14 protein-coding genes are annotated in these 19,919 nt (G+C 59.9%); 10 read left to right on the forward strand and 4 right to left on the reverse strand.

The features are described from left to right. The first annotated feature begins 535 nt into the window (after window positions 1-535). The 5 genes from ACFQDI_RS13600 (at window position 536) to ACFQDI_RS13620 (ending at window position 7,852) form a co-directional block, all read left to right on the forward strand. Entirely contained in the window at window positions 536-1,189 is a 654-nt protein-coding gene (locus tag ACFQDI_RS13600; protein ID WP_377167458.1) for a DUF2239 family protein, read from the forward strand. Window positions 1,190-1,376: 187 nt separating this feature from the next. Beyond that, on the forward strand, window positions 1,377-2,087 hold the full coding sequence (gene purQ / locus ACFQDI_RS13605; protein WP_377167461.1) for a phosphoribosylformylglycinamidine synthase I: 711 nt from the start codon (window positions 1,377-1,379) through the stop codon (window positions 2,085-2,087). Window positions 2,088-2,199: 112 nt separating this feature from the next. Then, entirely contained in the window at window positions 2,200-5,499 is a 3,300-nt protein-coding gene (locus ACFQDI_RS13610; protein WP_377167464.1) for a fused MFS/spermidine synthase, read from the forward strand. A 66-nt stretch (window positions 5,500-5,565) separates the two neighbouring features. Next, window positions 5,566-6,891 (forward strand): ABC transporter permease, encoded by a 1,326-nt coding sequence (locus tag ACFQDI_RS13615; protein WP_377167467.1) that lies wholly within the window; start codon window positions 5,566-5,568, stop codon window positions 6,889-6,891. A 187-nt stretch (window positions 6,892-7,078) separates the two neighbouring features. Continuing rightward, window positions 7,079-7,852 carry a DUF3050 domain-containing protein gene (locus ACFQDI_RS13620; RefSeq protein ID WP_377167470.1) on the forward strand — a complete coding sequence of 258 codons (774 nt, stop codon included), beginning with the start codon at window positions 7,079-7,081 and terminating at the stop codon, window positions 7,850-7,852. An 11-nt stretch (window positions 7,853-7,863) separates the two neighbouring features. On the opposite strand, the gene ACFQDI_RS13625 is transcribed toward ACFQDI_RS13620, so the two are convergent. Further along, entirely contained in the window at window positions 7,864-9,297 is a 1,434-nt protein-coding gene (locus tag ACFQDI_RS13625) for a cryptochrome/photolyase family protein (RefSeq protein ID WP_377167473.1), read from the reverse strand. A gap of 161 nt (window positions 9,298-9,458) precedes the next feature. Between ACFQDI_RS13625 and ACFQDI_RS13630 the strand changes: the two genes are divergently transcribed. The 5 genes from ACFQDI_RS13630 (at window position 9,459) to ACFQDI_RS13650 (ending at window position 16,978) form a co-directional block, all read left to right on the forward strand. Next, entirely contained in the window at window positions 9,459-10,622 is a 1,164-nt protein-coding gene (locus ACFQDI_RS13630) for a c-type cytochrome domain-containing protein (protein ID WP_377167476.1), read from the forward strand. A gap of 57 nt (window positions 10,623-10,679) precedes the next feature. Beyond that, window positions 10,680-12,689: a leucine-rich repeat domain-containing protein gene (locus ACFQDI_RS13635; protein WP_377167479.1), complete on the forward strand. Its 2,010-nt coding sequence runs from the start codon at window positions 10,680-10,682 to the stop codon at window positions 12,687-12,689. A 108-nt stretch (window positions 12,690-12,797) separates the two neighbouring features. Next, window positions 12,798-13,463 carry a hypothetical protein gene (locus ACFQDI_RS13640; protein WP_377167482.1) on the forward strand — a complete coding sequence of 222 codons (666 nt, stop codon included), beginning with the start codon at window positions 12,798-12,800 and terminating at the stop codon, window positions 13,461-13,463. A 140-nt stretch (window positions 13,464-13,603) separates the two neighbouring features. After that, window positions 13,604-14,917: a cytochrome c biogenesis ResB family protein gene (locus ACFQDI_RS13645; RefSeq protein ID WP_377167485.1), complete on the forward strand. Its 1,314-nt coding sequence runs from the start codon at window positions 13,604-13,606 to the stop codon at window positions 14,915-14,917. A 30-nt stretch (window positions 14,918-14,947) separates the two neighbouring features. Continuing rightward, a complete protein-coding gene (locus ACFQDI_RS13650; protein ID WP_377167488.1) occupies window positions 14,948-16,978 on the forward strand; it encodes a cytochrome c biogenesis protein in 2,031 nt (676 codons plus the stop codon). Window positions 16,979-17,174: 196 nt separating this feature from the next. Here ACFQDI_RS13650 and ACFQDI_RS13655 read toward each other — a convergent pair whose 3' ends face one another. From ACFQDI_RS13655 to ACFQDI_RS13665, 3 genes are all read right to left on the reverse strand, one after another. Beyond that, a complete protein-coding gene (locus tag ACFQDI_RS13655) occupies window positions 17,175-17,810 on the reverse strand; it encodes an N-acetylmuramoyl-L-alanine amidase family protein (RefSeq protein ID WP_377167491.1) in 636 nt (211 codons plus the stop codon). 186 nt (window positions 17,811-17,996) lie between these two features. Next, complete coding sequence (locus ACFQDI_RS13660; RefSeq protein WP_377167494.1) at window positions 17,997-18,857, reverse strand: type II secretion system protein; 861 nt, start codon at window positions 18,855-18,857, stop codon at window positions 17,997-17,999. A 241-nt stretch (window positions 18,858-19,098) separates the two neighbouring features. After that, window positions 19,099-19,914: a type II secretion system protein gene (locus tag ACFQDI_RS13665; protein WP_377167497.1), complete on the reverse strand. Its 816-nt coding sequence runs from the start codon at window positions 19,912-19,914 to the stop codon at window positions 19,099-19,101. Between the last annotated feature and the right edge of the window lie 5 nt (window positions 19,915-19,919).

Genomic DNA, 19,919 nt, shown 5'->3' on the forward strand with positions numbered 1-19,919 from the left:
AAAATGAAGTTACGATGATTATTAAAAGAAACGTTTTTAAAGTTATGAAAACAGCATTGAACTCATCGCTCACTCTCCAATCGGCGACGGCGGTATCAGGGGATCAAGCGGCAGTGTAGCTGTCTCATTGGTCAAGACAGGTTCTTGCATCCTGACTTTGGTCTTTGCGTTGTTGGTTGGATTTTGTAACGATAATAAAGTTATTAATACCGTTGCCGATTATTTGCACTGACCATTGGACCCTACGAAGGCAGCGATGGCTGGCCATCGGCATAAGATACGGACAAAATCGACAACATCTCTGTGGAGGTCTCCGGGAATCTCCCGAGCCGCATGAACCTGGCGCTGCTGACTCCGCCACTCATCGCCATCGGTCATTTTCTAAGAGGCTGATGCAGCATGAGCAGTTCGTGTGCTGGCTATGCTTATGCACCTTTCACAGCTTCCGCGTGAACAATAGCTTCGAGCGGGAGGTTTAATTTTACCCGGATAATAATACGGATTGAATTTTATCCGGGTATTATTAAGGTGACTCATGCTCGAAGCAGCCACACACACATCATTTACCACTTTTCAGGGATATAAACGGATCGCAACTGGAGGGCTGTTGCAGAATGCTCTGGCGCTCAAAAAGGCGCTTGATGGCTCTCCACGGGAGCCGGTGCTGCTCTTTGACGATGCCACCGGCCGCACTGTCGAAGTGGACACCCGAGGGACGGACGAGGAGGTGGAGGCCCGTCTGACAGCCGTCTTTTTCAAGACCGAGGCCACCCCGGCTGCCGAGCCCGCTGTGGGAGCCGCCACTCCACGTGGGCGTGGGCGGCCCAAGCTGGGGGTGGTTCCGCGGGAGATCACGCTGCTGCCTCGCCACTGGGAGTGGCTGGACTCACAGCCAGGCGGTGCCTCCGTGGCTCTGAGAAAGCTGGTCGAGGAAGCCCGAAGCCAGGGCGGCGAAAAAGACAGAGCCAGGAGGGCGCAGGAGCGTGCCTACCACTTCATGGTGACCCTGGCCGGCGATCTTCCGGGTTTTGAGGAGGCTGCGCGTGCCCTCTTTGCCCATGATGCGCCGAGGCTGCATGAAAATCTCTCCACCTGGCCCCGTGATGTGAGCAATCACGTGATGAAGCTCGCGTGGGGAGATGAATGGCAGACCGCTGTGCAGGGGAAAAGGGAAGGGGCGCAGGCATGAGTGCAGCGCCTCGGATGCAGTCCTTTCTTTCCGGCCTCGGCCACCCTACGGCGGCACTTGCGCATTACCGCCTGCTGCCGCTCAGCCAGATCAGCTCATTTGACGATTGCAGGATTGGATGAGGCTGGTGTGCATGTCCGGTTGCATCCGGCGGCGGCTTCGCCTAGATGCTGGTTAGCCACAAACCATGCCTCACGCCCTTCTTCTCAAGTTTCCCGGAACCAACTGCGATGCCGAAACCGCCCGCGCTTTGGAGGCGGCGGGTTTCACCTCCGAGGTACTGCCGGTAGCTCTGCTGGAGCCTTCCTCTCTCGACAAAGCACAGATGATCGTTTTCTCCGGCGGCTTCAGCTACGGGGACTATGTGATGTCCGGCCGCATCGCCCAGCTCATTACCAAGTCGAAGCTCGGTGACCGGCTCAGAACTTTTGTGGACAAGGGTGGCTACGCCCTCGGCATCTGCAACGGCTTCCAGATTCTGACCCAGCTAGATCTCCTGCCAAAGGGCAGCCTAATCCACAACACCAGCGGCCGCTTCATCTGCCGCTGGGTGGGGCTCAAGAAGACCAAAGGCAAGGCCAGCCCTTACCTCAGCAAGCTGCCCGAAAACTTTGAGCTGCCTGTGGCCCATGCGGAAGGCCGTCTTGTGACAGAGGGGGATGCCGCTGCTGGCTATGTGAAATCCGGCCATGCCGCCCTGCTCTATGCCACCAATGTGAACGGCTCCACCAATGCGATTGCCGGACTTCAGGACGACACGGGGCGCGTCTTTGGCCTGATGCCCCACCCAGAGCGCTTCATTTTCAAAAGCCAGCACTACGATCCTGATTGGAGCGGAGACACCCAATACGGCTGGGGACATTATCTCTTCCAGTCGGCCCGTGAGGCCCTGAATTGATGATCGTGGCTGGACGCGAGTCTGGTATTTATGGTTAAATTGCTCTGATATTAATGAATCCAGTTGTAATAATATAGTATTTATATAAAATACATATTAATTACTTGGATTCATGAATTCAGACGCCTCCCAAGGTCTTTCCATCGCAAGGGCTCGCACGACTCAGCTGGCGTTGGCCCTGATTCTCATGCTGTCCGGCTTCTGCTCGCTGGTTTACCAGACGGTGTGGTTGCGTGAGTTTCGACTGGTCTTTGGAGGTGCAGCCCCGGCGGCAGCGGCTGTCATGGCTGTGTTCATGGGGGGACTCGGGTTTGGTGGCAAATTCTTTGGCTCCTGGGTGGAGCGCGTTGGACGGCCGTTTCAGTTTTATGCCAGGCTGGAGCTGGGCATAGCCATCGCCGCCGTGGCATCTCCCACCATGCACGGCCTGGCACGGTCCCTTTATTTGAAGACTGGCGGAACGGCAGGAATGGGACTCGGCCCCGCCACGTGTCTGCAACTGCTCATGACCGCACTGGTGCTGGGAGTCCCCTGCTTCTTGATGGGTGGAACCCTGCCAGCGGCCATGAAATTCGCTCAGCGCGATGACGACCCGCGCCGCTCCACCACCGCTTTCTATTATGGAATCAACATCGCAGGAGCGGTGAGCGGCGCCGCTTTGAGCACCTTCTGGCTGCTGCCAGCGCTGGGAAACAAAGGTGCTCTCACCATCGCCGTGCTGGCCAACCTGAGCATCGCAGTCGCGGCGGGTGTCATCTCGATGTTTCACGAAAAAGAGCTGCGGCAGCAGGCCATGCCGGATGAATGCACGGCAAAAGAAAGCGTGGAGGCAAAGGCCCCGGCCGCCTTTGTGCTGGCAGCAGCTTTCATGAGCGGCTTCACCTTCTTCATGGCGGAGCTGGTGTGGTATCGCGTTTCCACTCCGCTGCTTGGCGGCTCTGTGTATGGATTCGGTCTTGTGCTGTGCGTTGTGCTTTCTGGCATGGGGATCGGCGGGCTCTTGTATGCGCTGATCCTCAAAAAGACAGAGCCAAGCATCACGGGATTCACGGTCGTTTCTGCGCTGCAGGCGCTGGCCATCCTGCTGCCCTTTGCCCTGGGAGACCGGGTTGCGCATCTGGCGCTCATCTTCAATGACAGCCTGCGCGGTGTGGGGCTCGGTGAAATGGCCATGGGCTGGGCGGTCATCATGGGCCTGCTTGCATTTTTTCCTTCCTTGCTCAGCGGCATCCAGTTTCCGCTGCTGGTGTCGTTGCTGGGCCGTGGCAATGCAGGCGTGGGGCAGCAGCTCGGGCGCGCCTATCTTTGGAACACCGTGGGCTCAATCACCGGCTCATTGCTGGGTGGCTTTATGCTGGTGCCTCTGCTGGGGCTCAGAGGCTGCTGGCTGCTGGCCGCTTTGCTGGTTGCGGCGATGTCCGCTGCATCTCTCTGGCTGCAGGTCCGCCGCCAGGAGGGTGGGGCAGAGGCTGCTCCGGCCTCCCGTTTCACCTGGAATGGTCGTCTGGCTCTTGCAGCGCTCATCGTCTGCGGATTTTTTGCCTTTGGCACCACTGGGCCGACGGCGGTCTGGATGCACACCCCCATTGGCTACGGGCGTGTCTTCCAGGAGTATCGCTCGGCGCTCGGTCTGGAAACCTGGCAGCGCAATGTCAAACGCTCGCTGGTGCAGTCCTACGATGGCCGGGAGACGAGTGTGGCTGTTGTCGGCGGCATGCAGTATGCATTTCTGACCAACGGCAAAAGTGATGGTTCTGCCGTGGGAGATGCCGCCACGCAGGTCATGCTGGGAATGACAGGGGCCGTTCTGCATCCCAACCCGCGCAACGCCTGCGTCGTCGGCCTCGGCACCGGCACCACGGCAGGCTGGCTGGCGGATGTGCCCGGCATGCAGCGTGTCGATGTGCTGGAACTCGAGGAGGAAATTCGCAAAGTGGCGAGGTTTTTTGATCCTGTGAGCCGCAATGCGATGCAGCACCCGCGCGTGAACAACATCACAGGCGATGCGCGCGAATTCCTCCTCACCAAGGGCGAAAACTACGACATTATCGTCTCCGAGCCGTCCAATCCCTGCCGCGCCGGAGTGGCAAACCTCTACACTCGCGAGTTCTACCGCAATGCCAGCCAGCGCCTCACCCAAGGCGGCATCTTCTGCCAGTGGCTTCAGGGCTATGAAGTCGAGCCCGAAACTATAACTGCCGTCATCAGCACTCTGAAGCAGGTGTTTCCGAAGGTCGAAGTCTGGGGCACCCAGAGTGTGGACATGCTGCTGATCTGCTCAAACGACGAGGCCCCCTGGCAGCTCGAATCCCTGCGCCGCCGGGTCAAGCTTGAGCCGATGGCCGAGGCGCTGCGCCGCTTCTGGCAAACCGACAGTGCCGAAGGCTTCCTGACCGGCTGCCTCGCCAACAGCGACTACTGCGCTGCGCTGGCCGCCTCCTGCAAAACGGTGAACACCGATGACATGAACCGCCTTGAGTTCAGCTTTGCCCGAAGTGTGGCCAAGCAAGCCAACTGCTCGTATGACCTCGCACGCGCCGCCACTCGGGCAGGCTGTCATCTTCCCAGGGTCGATGCGGCCATCGACATGAACCGCTACTTTGCCGAACGCCTTCACATGCCCGGCCGCTTGTGGGATTCCGCTTCCGCCAATGTGCTCCCTGCCGATGCCCCGGTAGAAATTCGCAGACGGATGGAATCGCTGAGGGCCTTCTGGAAGCAGAATTATGCTGGCTACCTTGCGGCGCCATTGCCCGCCCACCCTGTGCTGGCAGACGGTGTCCTGCAGGCTGTTGCCAAAGCGCGCACTGGCGCTGCGGATGCCATGGCTGCCACGGCCGCCATCGAACCGCTTTCAGAAGCGGACGCCCACTTTCTCCGGGCCATTGCCAGTGACCTGCAAAAACAGCCGGTGGCGGCGGTGCTGGCCCATATTGAGAAGGGGCTCGACAGCCTGATGGCTGCGCCTTGGTGCCGTATTCCCCTGGTCAATGATGCCGTCGAGATCCTTGGCAGGCTGGCACGCTCCAAGACAGCGGTGGCGGATCCTCGGTTTCTGGTGATTTTTGACAAGCTGGGCCGTGACTATCCGGTAGGCGTGGCACGCGAGATCCTTCTGGGCATGCGTTGCGACATGGCCATGAGCCTGAAAGTGCCGCAGCAGCTTGCAGCCATTGAAAGCCTGGGCCAGCCCTACCCGTGGCATGGTCGTGCGCTCGCTCTGCGTGTCAGCGCCTTCATGCTTTCGAATGACTCAAGGCTGGAAGCGGCCCTGGCAGACATGAACCGTTTTCTCGATCAAGGAGGCACCATAGGTGGTGAGTCACCCCCCTTTGCCGTTCAGGTCAGGCCGGCTACGCCATCCATTGCCCCGGCGCTTCCGATGGTGATCGGCGCCCAGGCTGTGGAGTGATTTTCTGCCCGTGCGAGATCGTGGCAATTTCGTGCGGTTGACGCCGTATGATTCAGTCCCCCCTGAATGTCTTTTCTCACCGCGCATCCCGTACTACGCCTCATCGCTTCGCCACAGCATCTGTGGCGCACCCTTTCGCTGGGTATCAAGACCATCTGGCTGCACAAGCTGCGCTCCTTTCTCACCGCGCTCGGCGTCGTCTTTGGCGTCGCCTCCGTGGTGGCCATGCTGGCCATCGGTGAAGGTGCCAGTCACGAAGCTCAGGAGCAGATCCGCAAGCTCGGCAGCCAGAACATTATCCTGCAAAGTGTCAAGCCGCCGGACGGGCAGGGGTCCAATGGAGAATCACGCAGCATGATCAGCGAGTACGGCATCACCCTGCGCGACATCGATCAGATCCGTCAGACCGTGCCTAGCATCCGCATCGTGGTGCCCAGCCGCTACATTTCGGAGAATATCTGGAATCTGGATCGCAGTGTGGACGGCCAGGTCATGGGCGTGCTGCCCGTGTACCCGGAGATGCGCAACCGGCGCATGGTCGCTGGGCGCTTTTTCAATGACATGGAGATGAAGGACAACCTTCCCGTCTGTGTCGTCAATGAGACCGTCGCCGCGCGCATTTTTCAGCTGTCTTCTCCCGTGGGCAAATCCGTCCGGGTGAAAGGCTTTTACTACAAGGTCATCGGCATCATCCAGGATGAAGGCCAGGCGGTCGGCACCGATGCCTCCGGCGGCAGTCACTCCGCCCAGTCTCCGGCGCAGATCATGATTCCGTTCACCACCCTGATGGACCAATATGGGGAGGTGTTTTACCGTTTTCGAACCGGAAGCTTTGAGGCGGAAAAAGTGCAGTTTCACGAGGCCGTGATCCGTGTCGACGACGTGAACATGGTCGAAAGCCGCGCCGAGGCCATCCGCCACCTCATGACCAGAAACCACAAAAAAGAGGACTGGCGCATCATCGTCCCCGTGGAACTGCTCAAGCAGGCCGAGCGCACCAAGCAGATCTTCAGCATCGTGCTAGGCAGCATTGCCGCTATCTCCCTCCTTGTCGGCGGCATCGGCATCATGAACATCATGCTCGCCAGCGTCACCGAGCGCACACGGGAGATCGGCATCCGCCGCGCCCTGGGCGCGCGCCAGAACGACATCGTCGTCCAGTTTCTTATTGAGACCGTGCTGCTCGCCGGCGTCGGTGGCGTTTTGGGGGTCGTTCTAGGTCTCAGCATCCCGCTCGCCGTCACCAAATTCGCCGGAGTCACCACCGTCATCAAGATGTGGTCCCCCATCCTCGCTTTCTCCATCTCCGTGCTCACCGGCATCGCGTTTGGGATTTATCCTGCAAGACGTGCTGCCATGATGAATCCCGTGGAGGCGCTAAGGCATACCTAGACCGGTTTCCCGCCCGGCCAGTCTGCAGGAGGCTAGAGGCAGGCACGGATGTCGTCTTTTGAAGCCGCATCCGAAGACGCTGCTTCGACGTAGAGAAGATCGCTTGCTATCCTGATTGGGACAGGGGCAGGGAAGGGCCTGCCGTTGCTGCTCATCCAGTCTCTCCAGCAGCAGCCAGCCTCCATCCATGACCTCATTTCAAAAGACCACCGCCGCCGAAATCGAAACCGCACGTGCCGCCCTGCTGGGGCATCCGCTCTACGCCCGGCTGAGCACGCTGGGGGATCTGGCGCAGTTCATGGAGTGCCATGTGTTTGCCGTGTGGGATTTCATGTCCCTGCTCAAGGCCCTGCAGCAGCGGCTCACCTGCGTGCAGGTGCCCTGGGTGCCTGTGGGTGACAATCAGGTGCGCCGTCTGGTCAATGAAATCGTCCTCGGAGAGGAGAGCGACCGCGCGCCGGACGGAACGCCCTCCAGCCACTATGAGCTCTACCTGCAGGCCATGCAGGAGGCCGGTGCAGACACCACCGCCGTGCAGGGCTTCATCCAGCAGCTGCAACAGGGCGCAGGCATCTTCGAGGCGCTGGCAGCCAGCGGTGTGACGGACTGCGTGGCGGAGTTTGTCAGACACACGTTTGAAGTGATCGCAGGTGGAAAGCCCCATGTGATTGCTGCGGCGTTTACGTATGGTCGTGAGGATCTGATCCCGGCCATGTTCCACGAACTCGTGGCTCGGCTGGAGGCCGAATTCCCCGGCCGCCTCAAAATCCTTCGCTACTACCTGGACCGCCACATCCAGCTCGATGGCGACGAGCACGGCGAGATGGGCCGCACGATGGTGGAGTTGCTCTGTGGAGGCATTCCCCAGCGCGAGGCAGAGGCCTGCGCTGCGGCCAGGGAAGCCCTGAATGCACGGCTCCGCTTGTGGGATGGGATTGCCGCATTAATCGGCAGCAGGTGAGCGGGCGTCTTTTACGCCCGCTCTTCCTTGTGCTTGGCAAAAATCGCCAGACACCTGTCGCGCTCGGCGTGGTGATCCACCATCGGCAGCGGGTAACCTTTGGCCAAAGGCAGGCCCGGTTTGGGGGGCTCGTGCAGCAGTGCGGCGGGGACGTCTTTGAGCTCGGGCACCCACTGCTTGATGTAGAGGCCATCGGGGTCAAAGCGGGCGCTTTGAAGCCAGGGGTTCTGGATGCGGAAGTAGGGGGCGGCATCGGCACCGGTGCCGGCGCTCCACTGCCAGCCGCCATTGTTGCTGGCGTTTTCTCCGTCCACCAGCTGCTGCATGAAAAAGGCCTCTCCCAACCGCCAGTCGCAGTGCAGGTCTTTGGTGAGAAACATGGCCGTGATCATCCGCAGGCGGTTGTGCATGAGGCCCGTTTTCAGCAGCTGGCGCATGCCGGCGTCCACGATGGGAAAGCCCGTGGTGCCCGTGGCCCAGCGCTGAAAGTCGCTGTCGGTGCCCGGCCAGGGCAGCCCCACCCAGTCCGGTGCAAACTCCTGCTCAAAGACATGCGGGTAGTGCCAGAGGATGGCCATGTAAAACTCCCGCCATGCCAGCTCCTTGATGTAGGTCTGGATGGACGCCTGCGCGGCGGCGGGCTGGGGCTTGCCAGATTCATCCACCAGCGCCTCCTGGCAGCGCTGATAGATCTCGCGAATGCTGAGCAGGCCGTAGCGCAGATCCGGGCTGAGCATGGAGGTGGTCTGCCCGGCGGGAAGGTTCCGCTCCTGACCGTAGCGGTGCAGGATGCCGGAGCTGATAAAGTGCTTCAGCCTCTCCCGCGCAGCGCGCTCACCCGGTGCGGGGATCTGCGCGGTGCAGGGGGGGAGTTGCCAGTGCTCCAGCGTGGGCAGGGGCAGGCTGGTCACTGTGGCTGGAGCGGCGGGGCCAAGCGTGCGTGGGCGGCCGTGAGGCGCAGTCTTGGGCTGGTTCAGCCAGTTTTTCGAATATGGCGTGTATACTCGGTAGGGCAGCCCTGAGCCCGTCAGCACGGCATCGGGCTCATGCAGCACGCTGTCCTGATGGGAATGGCACTCGATGTCCAGGCGCGTGCACAGCTCCTGCACGCGTTTCTCCATTGCGCGGCCGTAGGGATCGTAGTCGCGATTGAAGTACACGGCCTCCGCCTGCGTCTCGCGGATCAGGCGCTCCAGCTCCGCATCGGCACGGCCGCAGCGGATGATCAGGCGGCTGCCCAGCGCCTCCAGATTTTTGGCCAGAGACTCCAGATTTCCGCACAGGAACTGCTGACGGTTCGGCCCCGTCCAGCCGTGATGCTGCTTCCAGTCGCTGAGTATGTAAACTGGAATGACCTGGGCAGATGACTTGGCGGCATGGTGCAGCGCGGTGTTGTCAGTGAGGCGAAGGTCGCGGCGGAACCAGTGGAGGACGGGGCGTGACATGCAAAAAACAAGGAGGGAGCACAAGATACGGTCAGAATCTGACAAAAGGCGTGCTCAATGTTTGCAGCATTCACCATCAGGTTCATGATGAATATTTCTCCGGGATGGCGTTACTAGCAGCGCCACATCACTCTCTCCCCAACCTCTCCGCACTTTATCCCATGTCTTCGCATTCGCCTGAGACCGACGAGCCGAAATCTTTAACTTTAGCCTGGATCACCTCCATCCTCCTCATCGTGGTTTATGTGATCGGCCTGATGTTCTTCCCGCCATTGTATGAGGCACCGAAAGGGGAGGTTTCCAGCTTCGTGCTCTTCATCGGCCGCTTTCACCCCATCTTGCTGCACCTCCCGGTGGGCATCCTCGGGGTGCTCTGCCTGTTTGAGCTCATTTGCTCCACCCAGCGCGGAGAGCAAAAATATGGCGAAGCCTCTCTGATCATGCTCATCATCGGCTCGGCGGGGGCCCTGCTGGCGGTGTTTGCCGGCATCATGCTCTCCCGTGAGGGCGGCTACGTGGGCGGCAATTTCAGCCTGCACCAGACCATGGGTCTGCTCGGCACCGCCGGTGTGCTGATAGCCCTCGTCGTGCGCCTCATGGGCATGGCCCGCGGCAGCATGGAGCTGCTGAATGCCTACCGTGCGCTGTACTTCGTCAGCTTTGGCATCATGGGCCTGGGGGCGCACTTCGGCGGCAACATGAGCCACGGGAACAAGTTCCTCATCGAGCACGCGCCCGCGTGGTTCAAAGGCCCGACGGTGGCTCTGGAAAAATGGATGCTGAGCTTTGTGGAAAAGCCGAAGGCGGAAAAGTCCGCGCCACCCGCCGCTGAAGCCAAGACCGACGTGGCTGAAAAGCCCACGCCGCCACCCGCCCCGCCACCCGCCCCGGCGCCTGCACCCGCCGGCACGCCCGCCGGCACGCCCGCACCTGCTCCGGTGACCCCGGCTGGCGGCAATGAAAAGCTCGTCTTCCAGCACGTCATCCTCCCTGTCCTCACCGCGAAGTGCAACAAGTGCCACAGCGAGGAGAAGTCGAAGGGCGATCTGCGCATGGACACCTATGAAATGGCCATGAAAGGCGGCGAGAACGGCAAGAACTTCGTTGCTGGAAATCTCAAGGACAGCCTCAGCATCGTGCGCATTTTGCTGCCTGACAGCGATGACGAGCACATGCCGCCTGAAGGCAAGGACCAGCTCACTCCGGAAGAGATCGCCCTGCTGAAATGGTGGGTGGAGCAGGGGGCCAGCGGCACTCAGAAGGTCAGCGATGCCAAATTTCCCGCCGAGCTTCAGGCCACCGTTGATGGAATTCTGAAAGGCTAGTCCAATTCACGCCTTTTGTTGCCTGTACCCATTGCTGAAATTTTGTCCGCCTCATTCATGAAACCAACCTCCCTCCTCTTCGCCCTGGCACTCGCCTTCACCGCGCATGCCGCCGATGACAAAGCCGCTGCAGATCCCGCCCTCGCCGCCGCGCTGCAGAAAGTGAATGCCAGCGGTGCTTCGCTCATGCCCATCGCGGCTGATGCGAAGACCTTCCGCTTCACCGCTTTGAATGTGGCCAAGGAGTTTGGGGATGCGGGGCTCGAACCGCTCCTGCCAATCGCCGACAAGATCGCCTCACTCGACATCGCCCGCAGCAAGGTCACAGACGGCGGCCTCAAGGCTCTCGCTGGCATGAAGAATCTCAAGGAACTCCACCTGGAAGGCACGGCCATCACCGACGCGGGCCTGGATCACCTCAAGGGCCTGACGGAGCTCGAATACCTGAACCTCTACAACACCAAGATCACCGACGCAGGCGTCGGCAAGCTCGCGGGTCTCGGCAAGCTGAACGCCATCTACCTCTGGCAGACCGGTGTGACGAAGGCTGGCGTGGCCGCGCTCAAGGCCAAGCTGCCCAAGTCCCACATCAACACCGGCTGGACCGCCGAGGACGATGCCAAGCCCGTGGCCGTGGTGGCGGCCGCTCCCGCTGCTGCGCCCGCAAAACCAGCCCCCGCACCTGCGCCTGCCACTGCCAAGCCCGCAGCCCCGGCGGCTGCCCCCGCACCTGCTGCGGGCGCCAAACTGGACCCCGCCATCGCTGCCAAGGCCGTCATTTACAAGGATGTCGTCGCTTCGATCATGAGCGCCAAGTGCATCTCCTGCCACGGTGTGGAAAAGAAGAAGGGCAAGCTCCAGCTTCATGACTACGCCGCCATGCTCAAAGGCGGCAGCGATGGTGCGACGACCGTCATCGCCAAGAACACCAAGGACAGCCTTCTGCTTGTCCGCGCCAATCTGCCCAAGGATGATGACGACCACATGCCTCCGAGCGACGAGCCGCAGCTGACCAAGGAAGAGATCGCCGTGCTGACATGGTGGATCGAAAACGGCGCCTCCGAGACCGCCACCGTGGCCTCCGTCAAAGCCCCAGCCGATGTCGAAGGCGCGCTCGCCGTGCTGCTTGCCAAAGGCCTGCCAAAAACCGAGGCCGTGGCCAAGGTCACCAAGCCGAAGCCCAAGCCCCTCACGGACGCGGAGAAAAAGCTCGTCGCGGAAATCTCCGCCAAGATGCAGGCGCTCAATGCCTCGCTGATGCCGCTGGCGCAGGATACGGAGCAACTCCGCTTGGGCGTGATCAATGCTGCTGACAAGTTTGGCGACAAGGAGCTGGCCCTGCTGGCCCCCATCGCCTCACAGATCCTCTGGGTTGACCTCTCTCGCAGCCAGATCACCGACGCCGCCGCGGAGACGCTGGCCAAGATGACCAATCTCGAACGTCTGCACCTGGAGAACACCAAGTTCACCGATGCCGGTGTCGCCAAACTCGGCGCGCTTTCCAAGCTGGAATACCTCAACCTCTACGGCACCAAGACCACGGACGGCGGCATCGCCAAGCTCGCCTCGGCCAAGGGGCTGAAGAAGCTCTTTGTGTGGGAAACCGGTGTCACGCAGGCCGGAGCCAAGGCGCTCGAAGGCCAGGTGCCAGGGCTCAAGGTGAACGTGGGCCTTACGGCGGAGGAGATCGCCAAGCTGACCGCTCCGCCTCCTGCGCCACCCGCCCCGGCCAAGCCCGCTGCTCCCGCGCCAGCTCCCGCTGCGAAACCCGCCGCTGGCAGCGAAGTCATCAAGACCGCCATGAAGAACTTCCACAAAGGCGATGACGCCCTCTGCAAAAAAGTGGGCACCACCGCCACGGATGCAGAACTCGCCACGCTGCTCAAGGCCTACCAGGACATGTGCGCCGCCACGCCGCCGAAAGGTGACAAGGCCGCATGGGTCACCAAATGCCAGGCGCTCATCGGCGCGGTGAAAAAAGTGCAGGCCAAGGACCCTGCCGGTGCCGCCGCCTACAAGGCTGCGGTCAACTGCAAAGCCTGCCATACTGACCACAAGGGCGCCTGAACAGCGCTTCACGTGCTCCAGCCAGCTTTATCTCGCGCACCTGCGCATCTTCGTGGCATTCACCGAGGATGCTGCTAATCATTTCGTCCCCCCATGCGTTCCCTGTCGATGACATCTTTCCAACCATCCTGCCTGCTGCTTGCGTGCAGTCTTTTCATGGTCTCATGCAAGCCTCCCCAGGACGTGGAGGCCATCATGGAATCGCGCGAGATTTCCAGCTACGCGCCCAAACCGCATGCAGATATCCCCAGCGCCACTCGCTTTTACGACGATGCGAAAGAACAGCCGCAGCAGCAGCAACAGCGGCCTAACTTCCGCGAGCTGCTGACCTGGACGGTCCCTGAAGGCTGGAGCGAATCCACAACTCCCGATCCCATGGGCATGCGCCTGCTCGACCTGAGGTTTGGTCCGAGTCAGGAGGGGGAATGCTACATCTCACTGATGCCAGGCCCTGCGGGTGGGCTTGAGGCCAACGTCAACCGCTGGCGCACCCAGATGGGACAGCCCGCTTACACATCGGAAGAAATCTCCAAGCTTCCAAAGAAGCCCTTCTTCAACCGAGACGCGACCTTCGTGGCATTTGATGGCGACTTCAAAGGCTTCGGCGCCGAAGCGGCCAAAACCGGCTACCGCATGCTCGGTCTGATTCATTCTGCCGATCAGGCCACGATTTTCGTCAAACTTACCGGTCCCAAGGCGCTTGTGGAGCAAAATGCCGCCGCCTTTGATGCCTTCTGTCAGTCGATCAAACCGAACCTGCCCAAGCAGGAGTGATGAAACCAGAATTGAGAACGACGAGGTACTGCCTGATGGCCAAACCACAGGCGTCTGCATTCGTGGTTCGAACTTCGAATTTTCCTCGCCGTTTCTCATTCTGATTTCGTTATTTTTACAGTCCCCCGCCTCTCCTCATCGTGTCCACGCAACCCAAGTCTATTTTTGCGAAAATCTTCGCCTTCCTTTCCGGCTTCGGCCTCGCCACAGCGGTGCTGATCATGCTGCTGGTGCTCACTTTTCTGGGCACCCTGGAGCAGGCGGAGCACGGCTTGGTGGCCAGTCAGGCGCGCTACTTTGAGTCTGCCTTCATTGACCGCATCGACATCGGCGCCTGCTGGCGCGCTCTGGCGTTTGACGGGTACTGGAACATCGGCAACGTCACGCTGCCGCTCTACATCGTGCCCGGCGGCTACACGCTGATGGCCATCCTCTTCGTGAATCTCCTGCTGGGTGGCATCGTGCGTGTCCGCAAGTCACCGAAGACCATCGGCGTCATCATCTCCCACTTCGCCATCCTCTTCATGATCGCCGCCGGTGCGGTGACGCATCACTTCGCCAAGGAGGGGAACATGAGCCTGAGCGAAGGCCAGACGAATGACGAGTTCCTCAGCTTCCACGACCGTGTCATTGAGATCGAAAAACTGCAGACGGATGGCAAGGCCAAACGCTCTGCCTTGGTGATCGACGAGAGCAAGTTTCGCGACCTCACCACCGCTGGCAATGGCCGCACCTTCACCAGCGAAAAGCTGCCTTTTGACCTCATCATCACCGGGTGGAAAAAGCACGCCCAGCCCAAGCGCGATGCCGACGGCAGCCGCACAGACGCAGTGGACGGCTACTTCATTCAGCAACTGCCCGAACTGGATGAATCTGGAGCTGCGATGGCCGACGAACAACTCGCCAGCGCCTGCGTGGCCATCGCAAAGATTAAAGGCAGTGGTGAAAAGCAGACGGGCATTCTTTGGGAATTTGCCGCCGCCCCATGGACGGTCACCGTCGGAGCTGATAAATATCTGATCTCCCTCGTGCACCGCACCTACAAGCTGCCCTTTGCCGTGCGTCTGGACCATACGGAGGAGGAGAAGCATCCCGGCACCCAGCGTGCGCGGCGCTTTACCAGCAAGGTGACCAAGCTCGAAGATGGTCGCGAGGAGAAGCGGGTCATCACCATGAACGAACCTGTCCGCAGCGAAGGCTATGCGGTCTTTCAGAGCACCTTCAGCTCTGGCGACAAGGAGGGGACTGGTGTGAAAAGCTCCGGCTTCATGATCGTCGAAAACCCCGCCGACCACTGGCCTCTCATTTCCTGCATCATCGTGGCTGAAGGACTGCTGCTGCATTTTCTCATGATGCTGGCCCGTTTTATCAAGGTGAACCCCTGGGCTTTCTCGCTCAGCCTCATCGTCGTCTTCAATGCAGCCTTTGCACTCGCGATGAAGATGCTTCTCTAAACGCCCGCTTCGGTCCACGTACCTTACTGTATGAAAACTCTCCGTTTTGTTCTTTTAAGCCTGTTCGTCCTCGGTGGTCTGGCCTCTGCGGCGGACCTGCCGCCTCTCGACCTGTTTCGTGACAAAGAGGTCGTCGACACCTTTGCTGCCATCCCGGTGCAGGAGACCGGACGTATCAAGCCTCTGGAAAACATCGCCAGCTATCGCTTGCTGCGCTTTCGTGCGCGCCGCAGCCTCTGGCTGACGGATAGCGGTGAAATGGATGGCAAGCCGTTGGTGGACCCCGCCACACAAAAGCCGATCACCAAAGAGGGAGGCAAGCCCGTTAAACTAAATGCCGTTGAGTGGATGCTCATGAGCTGGTTCCGGCCTGACATCGGCAGGATCGTGCCTCTGTTCAAAGTGGACAATTCCTCCGCCATCAGCGAACTCGGGCTCACAGCCAAAGCCAAGCGCGACCAATATACCTATGCCGAGATCGAGCCCGCGCGGCAGCTTTTGATGCAAAAAATGGGTGAGTATCGCGATATCCCCGCCCGCAAGCAAACACCTGAGCAGCGCATGATTGTGCAGCTTGCTGCGAACTTTCTCGACTACGAAATGATCACGGGGCATTTCGACTTCATTCGCAAGCCTCTGGGAGAAAAGCCGGAGGGACTGCCAGCCGGTGTGTCCCAGCCTGTTCGATTGTCCCAAAGTCTGAACACCTTTGTGGCAGCCATTCGGGCCAATAATGGTCCGCCGATGCAAATCCCTTGGTTCAGGGCTTTCGCGCAGGCCGCACTGGGGGCCATGATGAGTGGCAATCCCGAGCAGCAATACCGTATCTTTCCGCCAGCCGCCGGCCAGGGCAATGTCTGGAATGGACCGGGAGAGATGATTTTTGGCGCGATCAACAGCGACAAAGATGTGACGGCAGATCAGCTTGCCTGGCTTGGCCTCTATGAAGAAGTTTATCTGGCCTTGCCAGATGCGACAAAGTTCAAGACTGCCGCCAAGACGCTGCTGCTCAAGATCCAGGACGCGGCCAAGGCGCGTGGGGAGGGGCAATACGTCGCTCTGGAGCAGCACCTGATGCGCGCAGACTACTTTTTTTATGCGCAGTGGATTTTCCTCGTGGGATTCATCGCTGTGGCGCTGACCTGGGTTTCACCCGGATCAGGCTTTGAAAAAGCCGCCAGGCTCTCTGCCTGGGTGCTGCTGGGCGCGGCCACCGCGCTGGCTGTGACCGGTGTGGTGATCCGCTGCATCATCATGCAGCGTCCCCCCATTACGACCTTGTATGAAACCATTCTCTTCATCGGTGCCTCCTGCGCCCTGCTAGGCTTGATAGCGGAGTGGATCACAAAGCGAGGCCTGGGCCTGCTCGTGGCAGCCATCGGTGGCACAGCGTGCATGTTTCTCTCCATCCAGTTTGAAGCTTCCGAAGCCACCGACACCCTTCAGCAGCTTCAGGCCGTGCTGATCACGAATTTCTGGCTCTCCACCCACGTGCCCATGATCAATCTTGGCTATGCGGCCTGCATGGTGGCGGCGTTGATCTCGATGATCTATTTCATCCAGCGTATTTTCGGTCTGTATAAAACGGGCGAGGGAGATGCTCGCCTGCTGACCCGCGTCGCCTATGGCTTCATCGCCACCGGTCTTTTCCTCTCCCTCGTAGGCACCGTGCTGGGCGGCATCTGGGCCAACTACAGCTGGGGGCGTTTCTGGGGCTGGGACCCCAAGGAAAATGGAGCGCTCATGATTGTGCTCATGTGCCTCGTCATCCTGCATGCCCGTCTCGGTGGCTACATCCGTGAGATCGGCCTGCACTGCTGCAATCTGATCCTCGGCTGTATCGTGATCTTCTCGTGGTTCGGCGTGAACCAGCTTGGCGTCGGTTTGCATGCGTACGGTTTTACAGACGGCATCTGGCCCAAAATCTACGCCTACTGGCTCAGCCAGCTGGTGTTGCTTGGCTACGGCGTGTTTCTGGCATTGTCGGATCGCAAGGCCAAGGCTCTCAAGGCAGAGGTCGAGGAAGACGAGCCCGCTTTGGAAAAGTCTCCTGCTCACTAACCGGCACCGATCCAGTGCCGTGTTGGGAACGCTGATATTCCATTGGCTTTGGAGAGATCCGACGTGAAGGCATGCCCCGCATTTCCGCGACTCTCATGTCGCATTGCAACTGCGGGGAAATTCGCCTGAGCCGGTTAAAATCGGCGCTCCCAGCGACTAAGCTCCAGCAAGATGCCCGGCAGAATGCTGTGGAGACCTACTTCGATTTCTTGAAGGCGATGATCCCTTGGGCGATGCCCTCGGCGATCTTGGCGCGGAATTCGCCCGTAAGCATGCGGGCGCGTTCGGTGGAGTTGCTTACAAAACCGCATTCCACAAGCACAGCCGGGTTTTTGGTGGTGGCGCGGATGACATGAAAGTTGGCGCTCTTCACACCTCGGTTGGTCATGCTGGTGCGCTGCACCAGGTAGGCCTGGATGTAGGCTGCCAGCATGTAGCTGGAGGAAAAGTGGTAATAGGTCTCTGCACCGGCACCGCTGCCGCCTCTGTTGTAGTTGTAGTGAATGCTGACGAAAATGGCGCCGCCCTTGCTGTTTCCCAGCGCGGAGCGGTCATGCAGAGGAATGAAGACATCGCGGCTGCGTGACATGATGACCTTCAGTCCCTCTTTTCTGAGCAGCTGCTCCACCCGGCGTGCTGTATCCAGTGCCAGGTGCTTTTCATAAACATATCCGATCGCTGCACCGCGGTCATGGGCCCCATGGCCTGGATCAAGGATAACCGTGTCAAAAGCACAGGCTGTGCCCGTCAGCATTGACACCGTCATCAGAACCCAGCAGGCGCCTGTGAGCAGGCATTTCAATGCATGGCGGGAAAAGGTGAAATTCGGCATGAGATTCAGGAGGTGACGGCAGGTTTTCGCATGAACAAGCCTGCAAGCTCATCATCAGTACAGTAATCGAAGATGCGGGTAAAGGGTCAAGTGGTTTGCCAGCAAACCTTGCGGGACAATCACAAAAAACCGCCGGATGGAACTCCATCCGGCGGTGTGAGTTGTCCTTAGACTAAATGATTTGAATCAAAGTCCTGAAGGGGGAAGGCCGCCAGGGGCAGGAGCGCCACCACCGAGAGGGGCTGGAGGAGGTGCGCCGCCAGGCATGCCGCCACCGAGAGGGGCGCCAAGACCTGTGGGGGGAAGGCCGCCTGCAGGGCCCTGTCCACCGGTTCCGACGCCGGTGCTCATGCTGTTGTTGCCATAAACGATGGGCAGGATACGCTGCGGGATGCCCTGGGAAGCCTGGGTGAACATGTTGAGACCGCCAGCCATGATTTTCGGGCCGACCGAGCCTCTTTTGCCTGCCAGAGCTTCAACCGAGACGCTGCCGTCGTTGCGGCCGATGATGATCTTGCCACCAGGCCAGGTGCGGCCGGGAGCGATCTGGCCAGAGACATCAGCGTTCCAAAGAGGAGGCCAGCTGATGGAGACCGGGTTTTCATAGACGATCGGCATGTTGCCCACAGTGGTGTCCGTCTGGTTGCCGGTCAGTGCCCAGTGGTTTTCGCCGGGCATCAGCGCATTGCCGTAGTTCGGGGCCTGGCCGATGTTATTGTCTGGGTTGTAGCCGGCAGGGCAGCCGAAAATGCGCTCATCAGTCACGATCTGTTCCTGGATCATGTAGCGGAAGGCGTCATTCGCGGTCTGGGCCAGGCTGCCTGTCAGCGGATTCTGCACCGAGTCAGGATACTGGCTGTTGTTGTCCTTGGAGAACTGCTTGAGCGAGAGAATGATCTGCTTGCAGTTGTTCACGCCTTTCATCTGGTTTCCTTGCGTCTGGACCATCGTGAAGGCAGGCACGGCCAAGCTCGCGAGAATCGCGATGATCGTGATCACCACCAACAACTCGATCAGAGTGAAGGCTTGGTTTCTTTTCGTTTTCATGTGTGTCTTTTATCTGGGTTGGTTATGATGTTATGTGGGCTCCGAATTAATCCGGTACCGTTTCATTAGACCCAACTGGGGGCGGAAATGCGAGAAAAAAATACCGTCAGGCGAGACTCCGGGGCAAAGTCATTGAAAATGCCACCACAGGCTAGGCGCTCCCCGCAAACGCAGGCACAAAAAAGCCGCCGGATGCCATGCACCCGGCGGCGTGGAATGTCACAAATGACTCAAAGGCCGATTACAGACCCGGAGAGGGCAGGCCGCCTTGCGGGACGGGTGCTACGGGAAGCGGAGGAGTCCCGGGCAACCCACGTTGATCGACGGACGGAGGCCCGATCGGATCTACCTTGTTGATCATGGCGGCACCGCCATAGACCACAGGCAGGACACGCTGAGGGATGCCGTCTGAAGCCTGGGTGAACAGGTTCAGGCCACCGGCCATGACTCGGGGACCCACCATGCCTTTGGTATCAGACAGGGTTTCCACAGCCGCGCTGCCGTCATTGCGGCCGATGATGATTTTGCCACCCGTCCAGGTGCGGCCGGGGGCGATCTTTCCTGCCATGTCGGCATTCCAGAGCGGAGGCCAGCTGCTGGAGGCTGGGTTTTCATACACGAGGGGCATGTTGCCCGCCGTGGCGTCCGTCTGGCCGGCTGTGATGGCCCAGTGGTTTTCACCGGGCATCAGGGCATAGCCATAGTTGGGGCTCTGCCCCAGGTTGCCGTCCGGGTTGAATCCGGCGGGGCAGCCGAAGATGCGCTCATCACTCACGATCTTTTCCTGGATCAGGAGACGGAACGCCTCGTTGGCATTCTGGGCCAGGCTGCCGGTCTGCGGATTTTGCACCGAGTCGGGGTACTGGCTGTTGTGTTCCCTGGAGAACAGTTTCATCGAGGTGATGATCTGTCTGGCGTTGTTGACGCCTCTTGTCTGATTGGCCAGCATCTGAACGTAGGTGTAGGTGGGCACCGCCAATCCCGCGAGAATCGCGATGATTGTGATCACCACCAACAACTCGATCAGAGTGAAGGCGTGGTTTCGTTTCGTTTTCATGTTAT

Origin of the sequence: Prosthecobacter fluviatilis (assembly GCF_042655725.1) — a bacterium.
GTDB lineage: Bacteria > Verrucomicrobiota > Verrucomicrobiia > Verrucomicrobiales > Verrucomicrobiaceae > Prosthecobacter > Prosthecobacter fluviatilis.

Coding starts and splice junctions, on each gene's coding strand:
- ACFQDI_RS13655 (WP_377167491.1), bottom strand. CDS start 17,810: ATGCCGAATTTCACCTTTTCCCGCCATGCATTGAAATGCCTGCTCACA.
- ACFQDI_RS13615 (WP_377167467.1), top strand. CDS start 5,566: ATGTCTTTTCTCACCGCGCATCCCGTACTACGCCTCATCGCTTCGCCA.
- ACFQDI_RS13640 (WP_377167482.1), top strand. CDS start 12,798: ATGACATCTTTCCAACCATCCTGCCTGCTGCTTGCGTGCAGTCTTTTC.
- ACFQDI_RS13625 (WP_377167473.1), bottom strand. CDS start 9,297: ATGTCACGCCCCGTCCTCCACTGGTTCCGCCGCGACCTTCGCCTCACT.
- ACFQDI_RS13610 (WP_377167464.1), top strand. CDS start 2,200: ATGAATTCAGACGCCTCCCAAGGTCTTTCCATCGCAAGGGCTCGCACG.
- purQ (WP_377167461.1), top strand. CDS start 1,377: ATGCCTCACGCCCTTCTTCTCAAGTTTCCCGGAACCAACTGCGATGCC.
- ACFQDI_RS13600 (WP_377167458.1), top strand. CDS start 536: ATGCTCGAAGCAGCCACACACACATCATTTACCACTTTTCAGGGATAT.
- ACFQDI_RS13630 (WP_377167476.1), top strand. CDS start 9,459: ATGTCTTCGCATTCGCCTGAGACCGACGAGCCGAAATCTTTAACTTTA.
- ACFQDI_RS13660 (WP_377167494.1), bottom strand. CDS start 18,857: ATGAAAACGAAAAGAAACCAAGCCTTCACTCTGATCGAGTTGTTGGTG.
- ACFQDI_RS13635 (WP_377167479.1), top strand. CDS start 10,680: ATGAAACCAACCTCCCTCCTCTTCGCCCTGGCACTCGCCTTCACCGCG.
- ACFQDI_RS13665 (WP_377167497.1), bottom strand. CDS start 19,914: ATGAAAACGAAACGAAACCACGCCTTCACTCTGATCGAGTTGTTGGTG.
- ACFQDI_RS13650 (WP_377167488.1), top strand. CDS start 14,948: ATGAAAACTCTCCGTTTTGTTCTTTTAAGCCTGTTCGTCCTCGGTGGT.
- ACFQDI_RS13620 (WP_377167470.1), top strand. CDS start 7,079: ATGACCTCATTTCAAAAGACCACCGCCGCCGAAATCGAAACCGCACGT.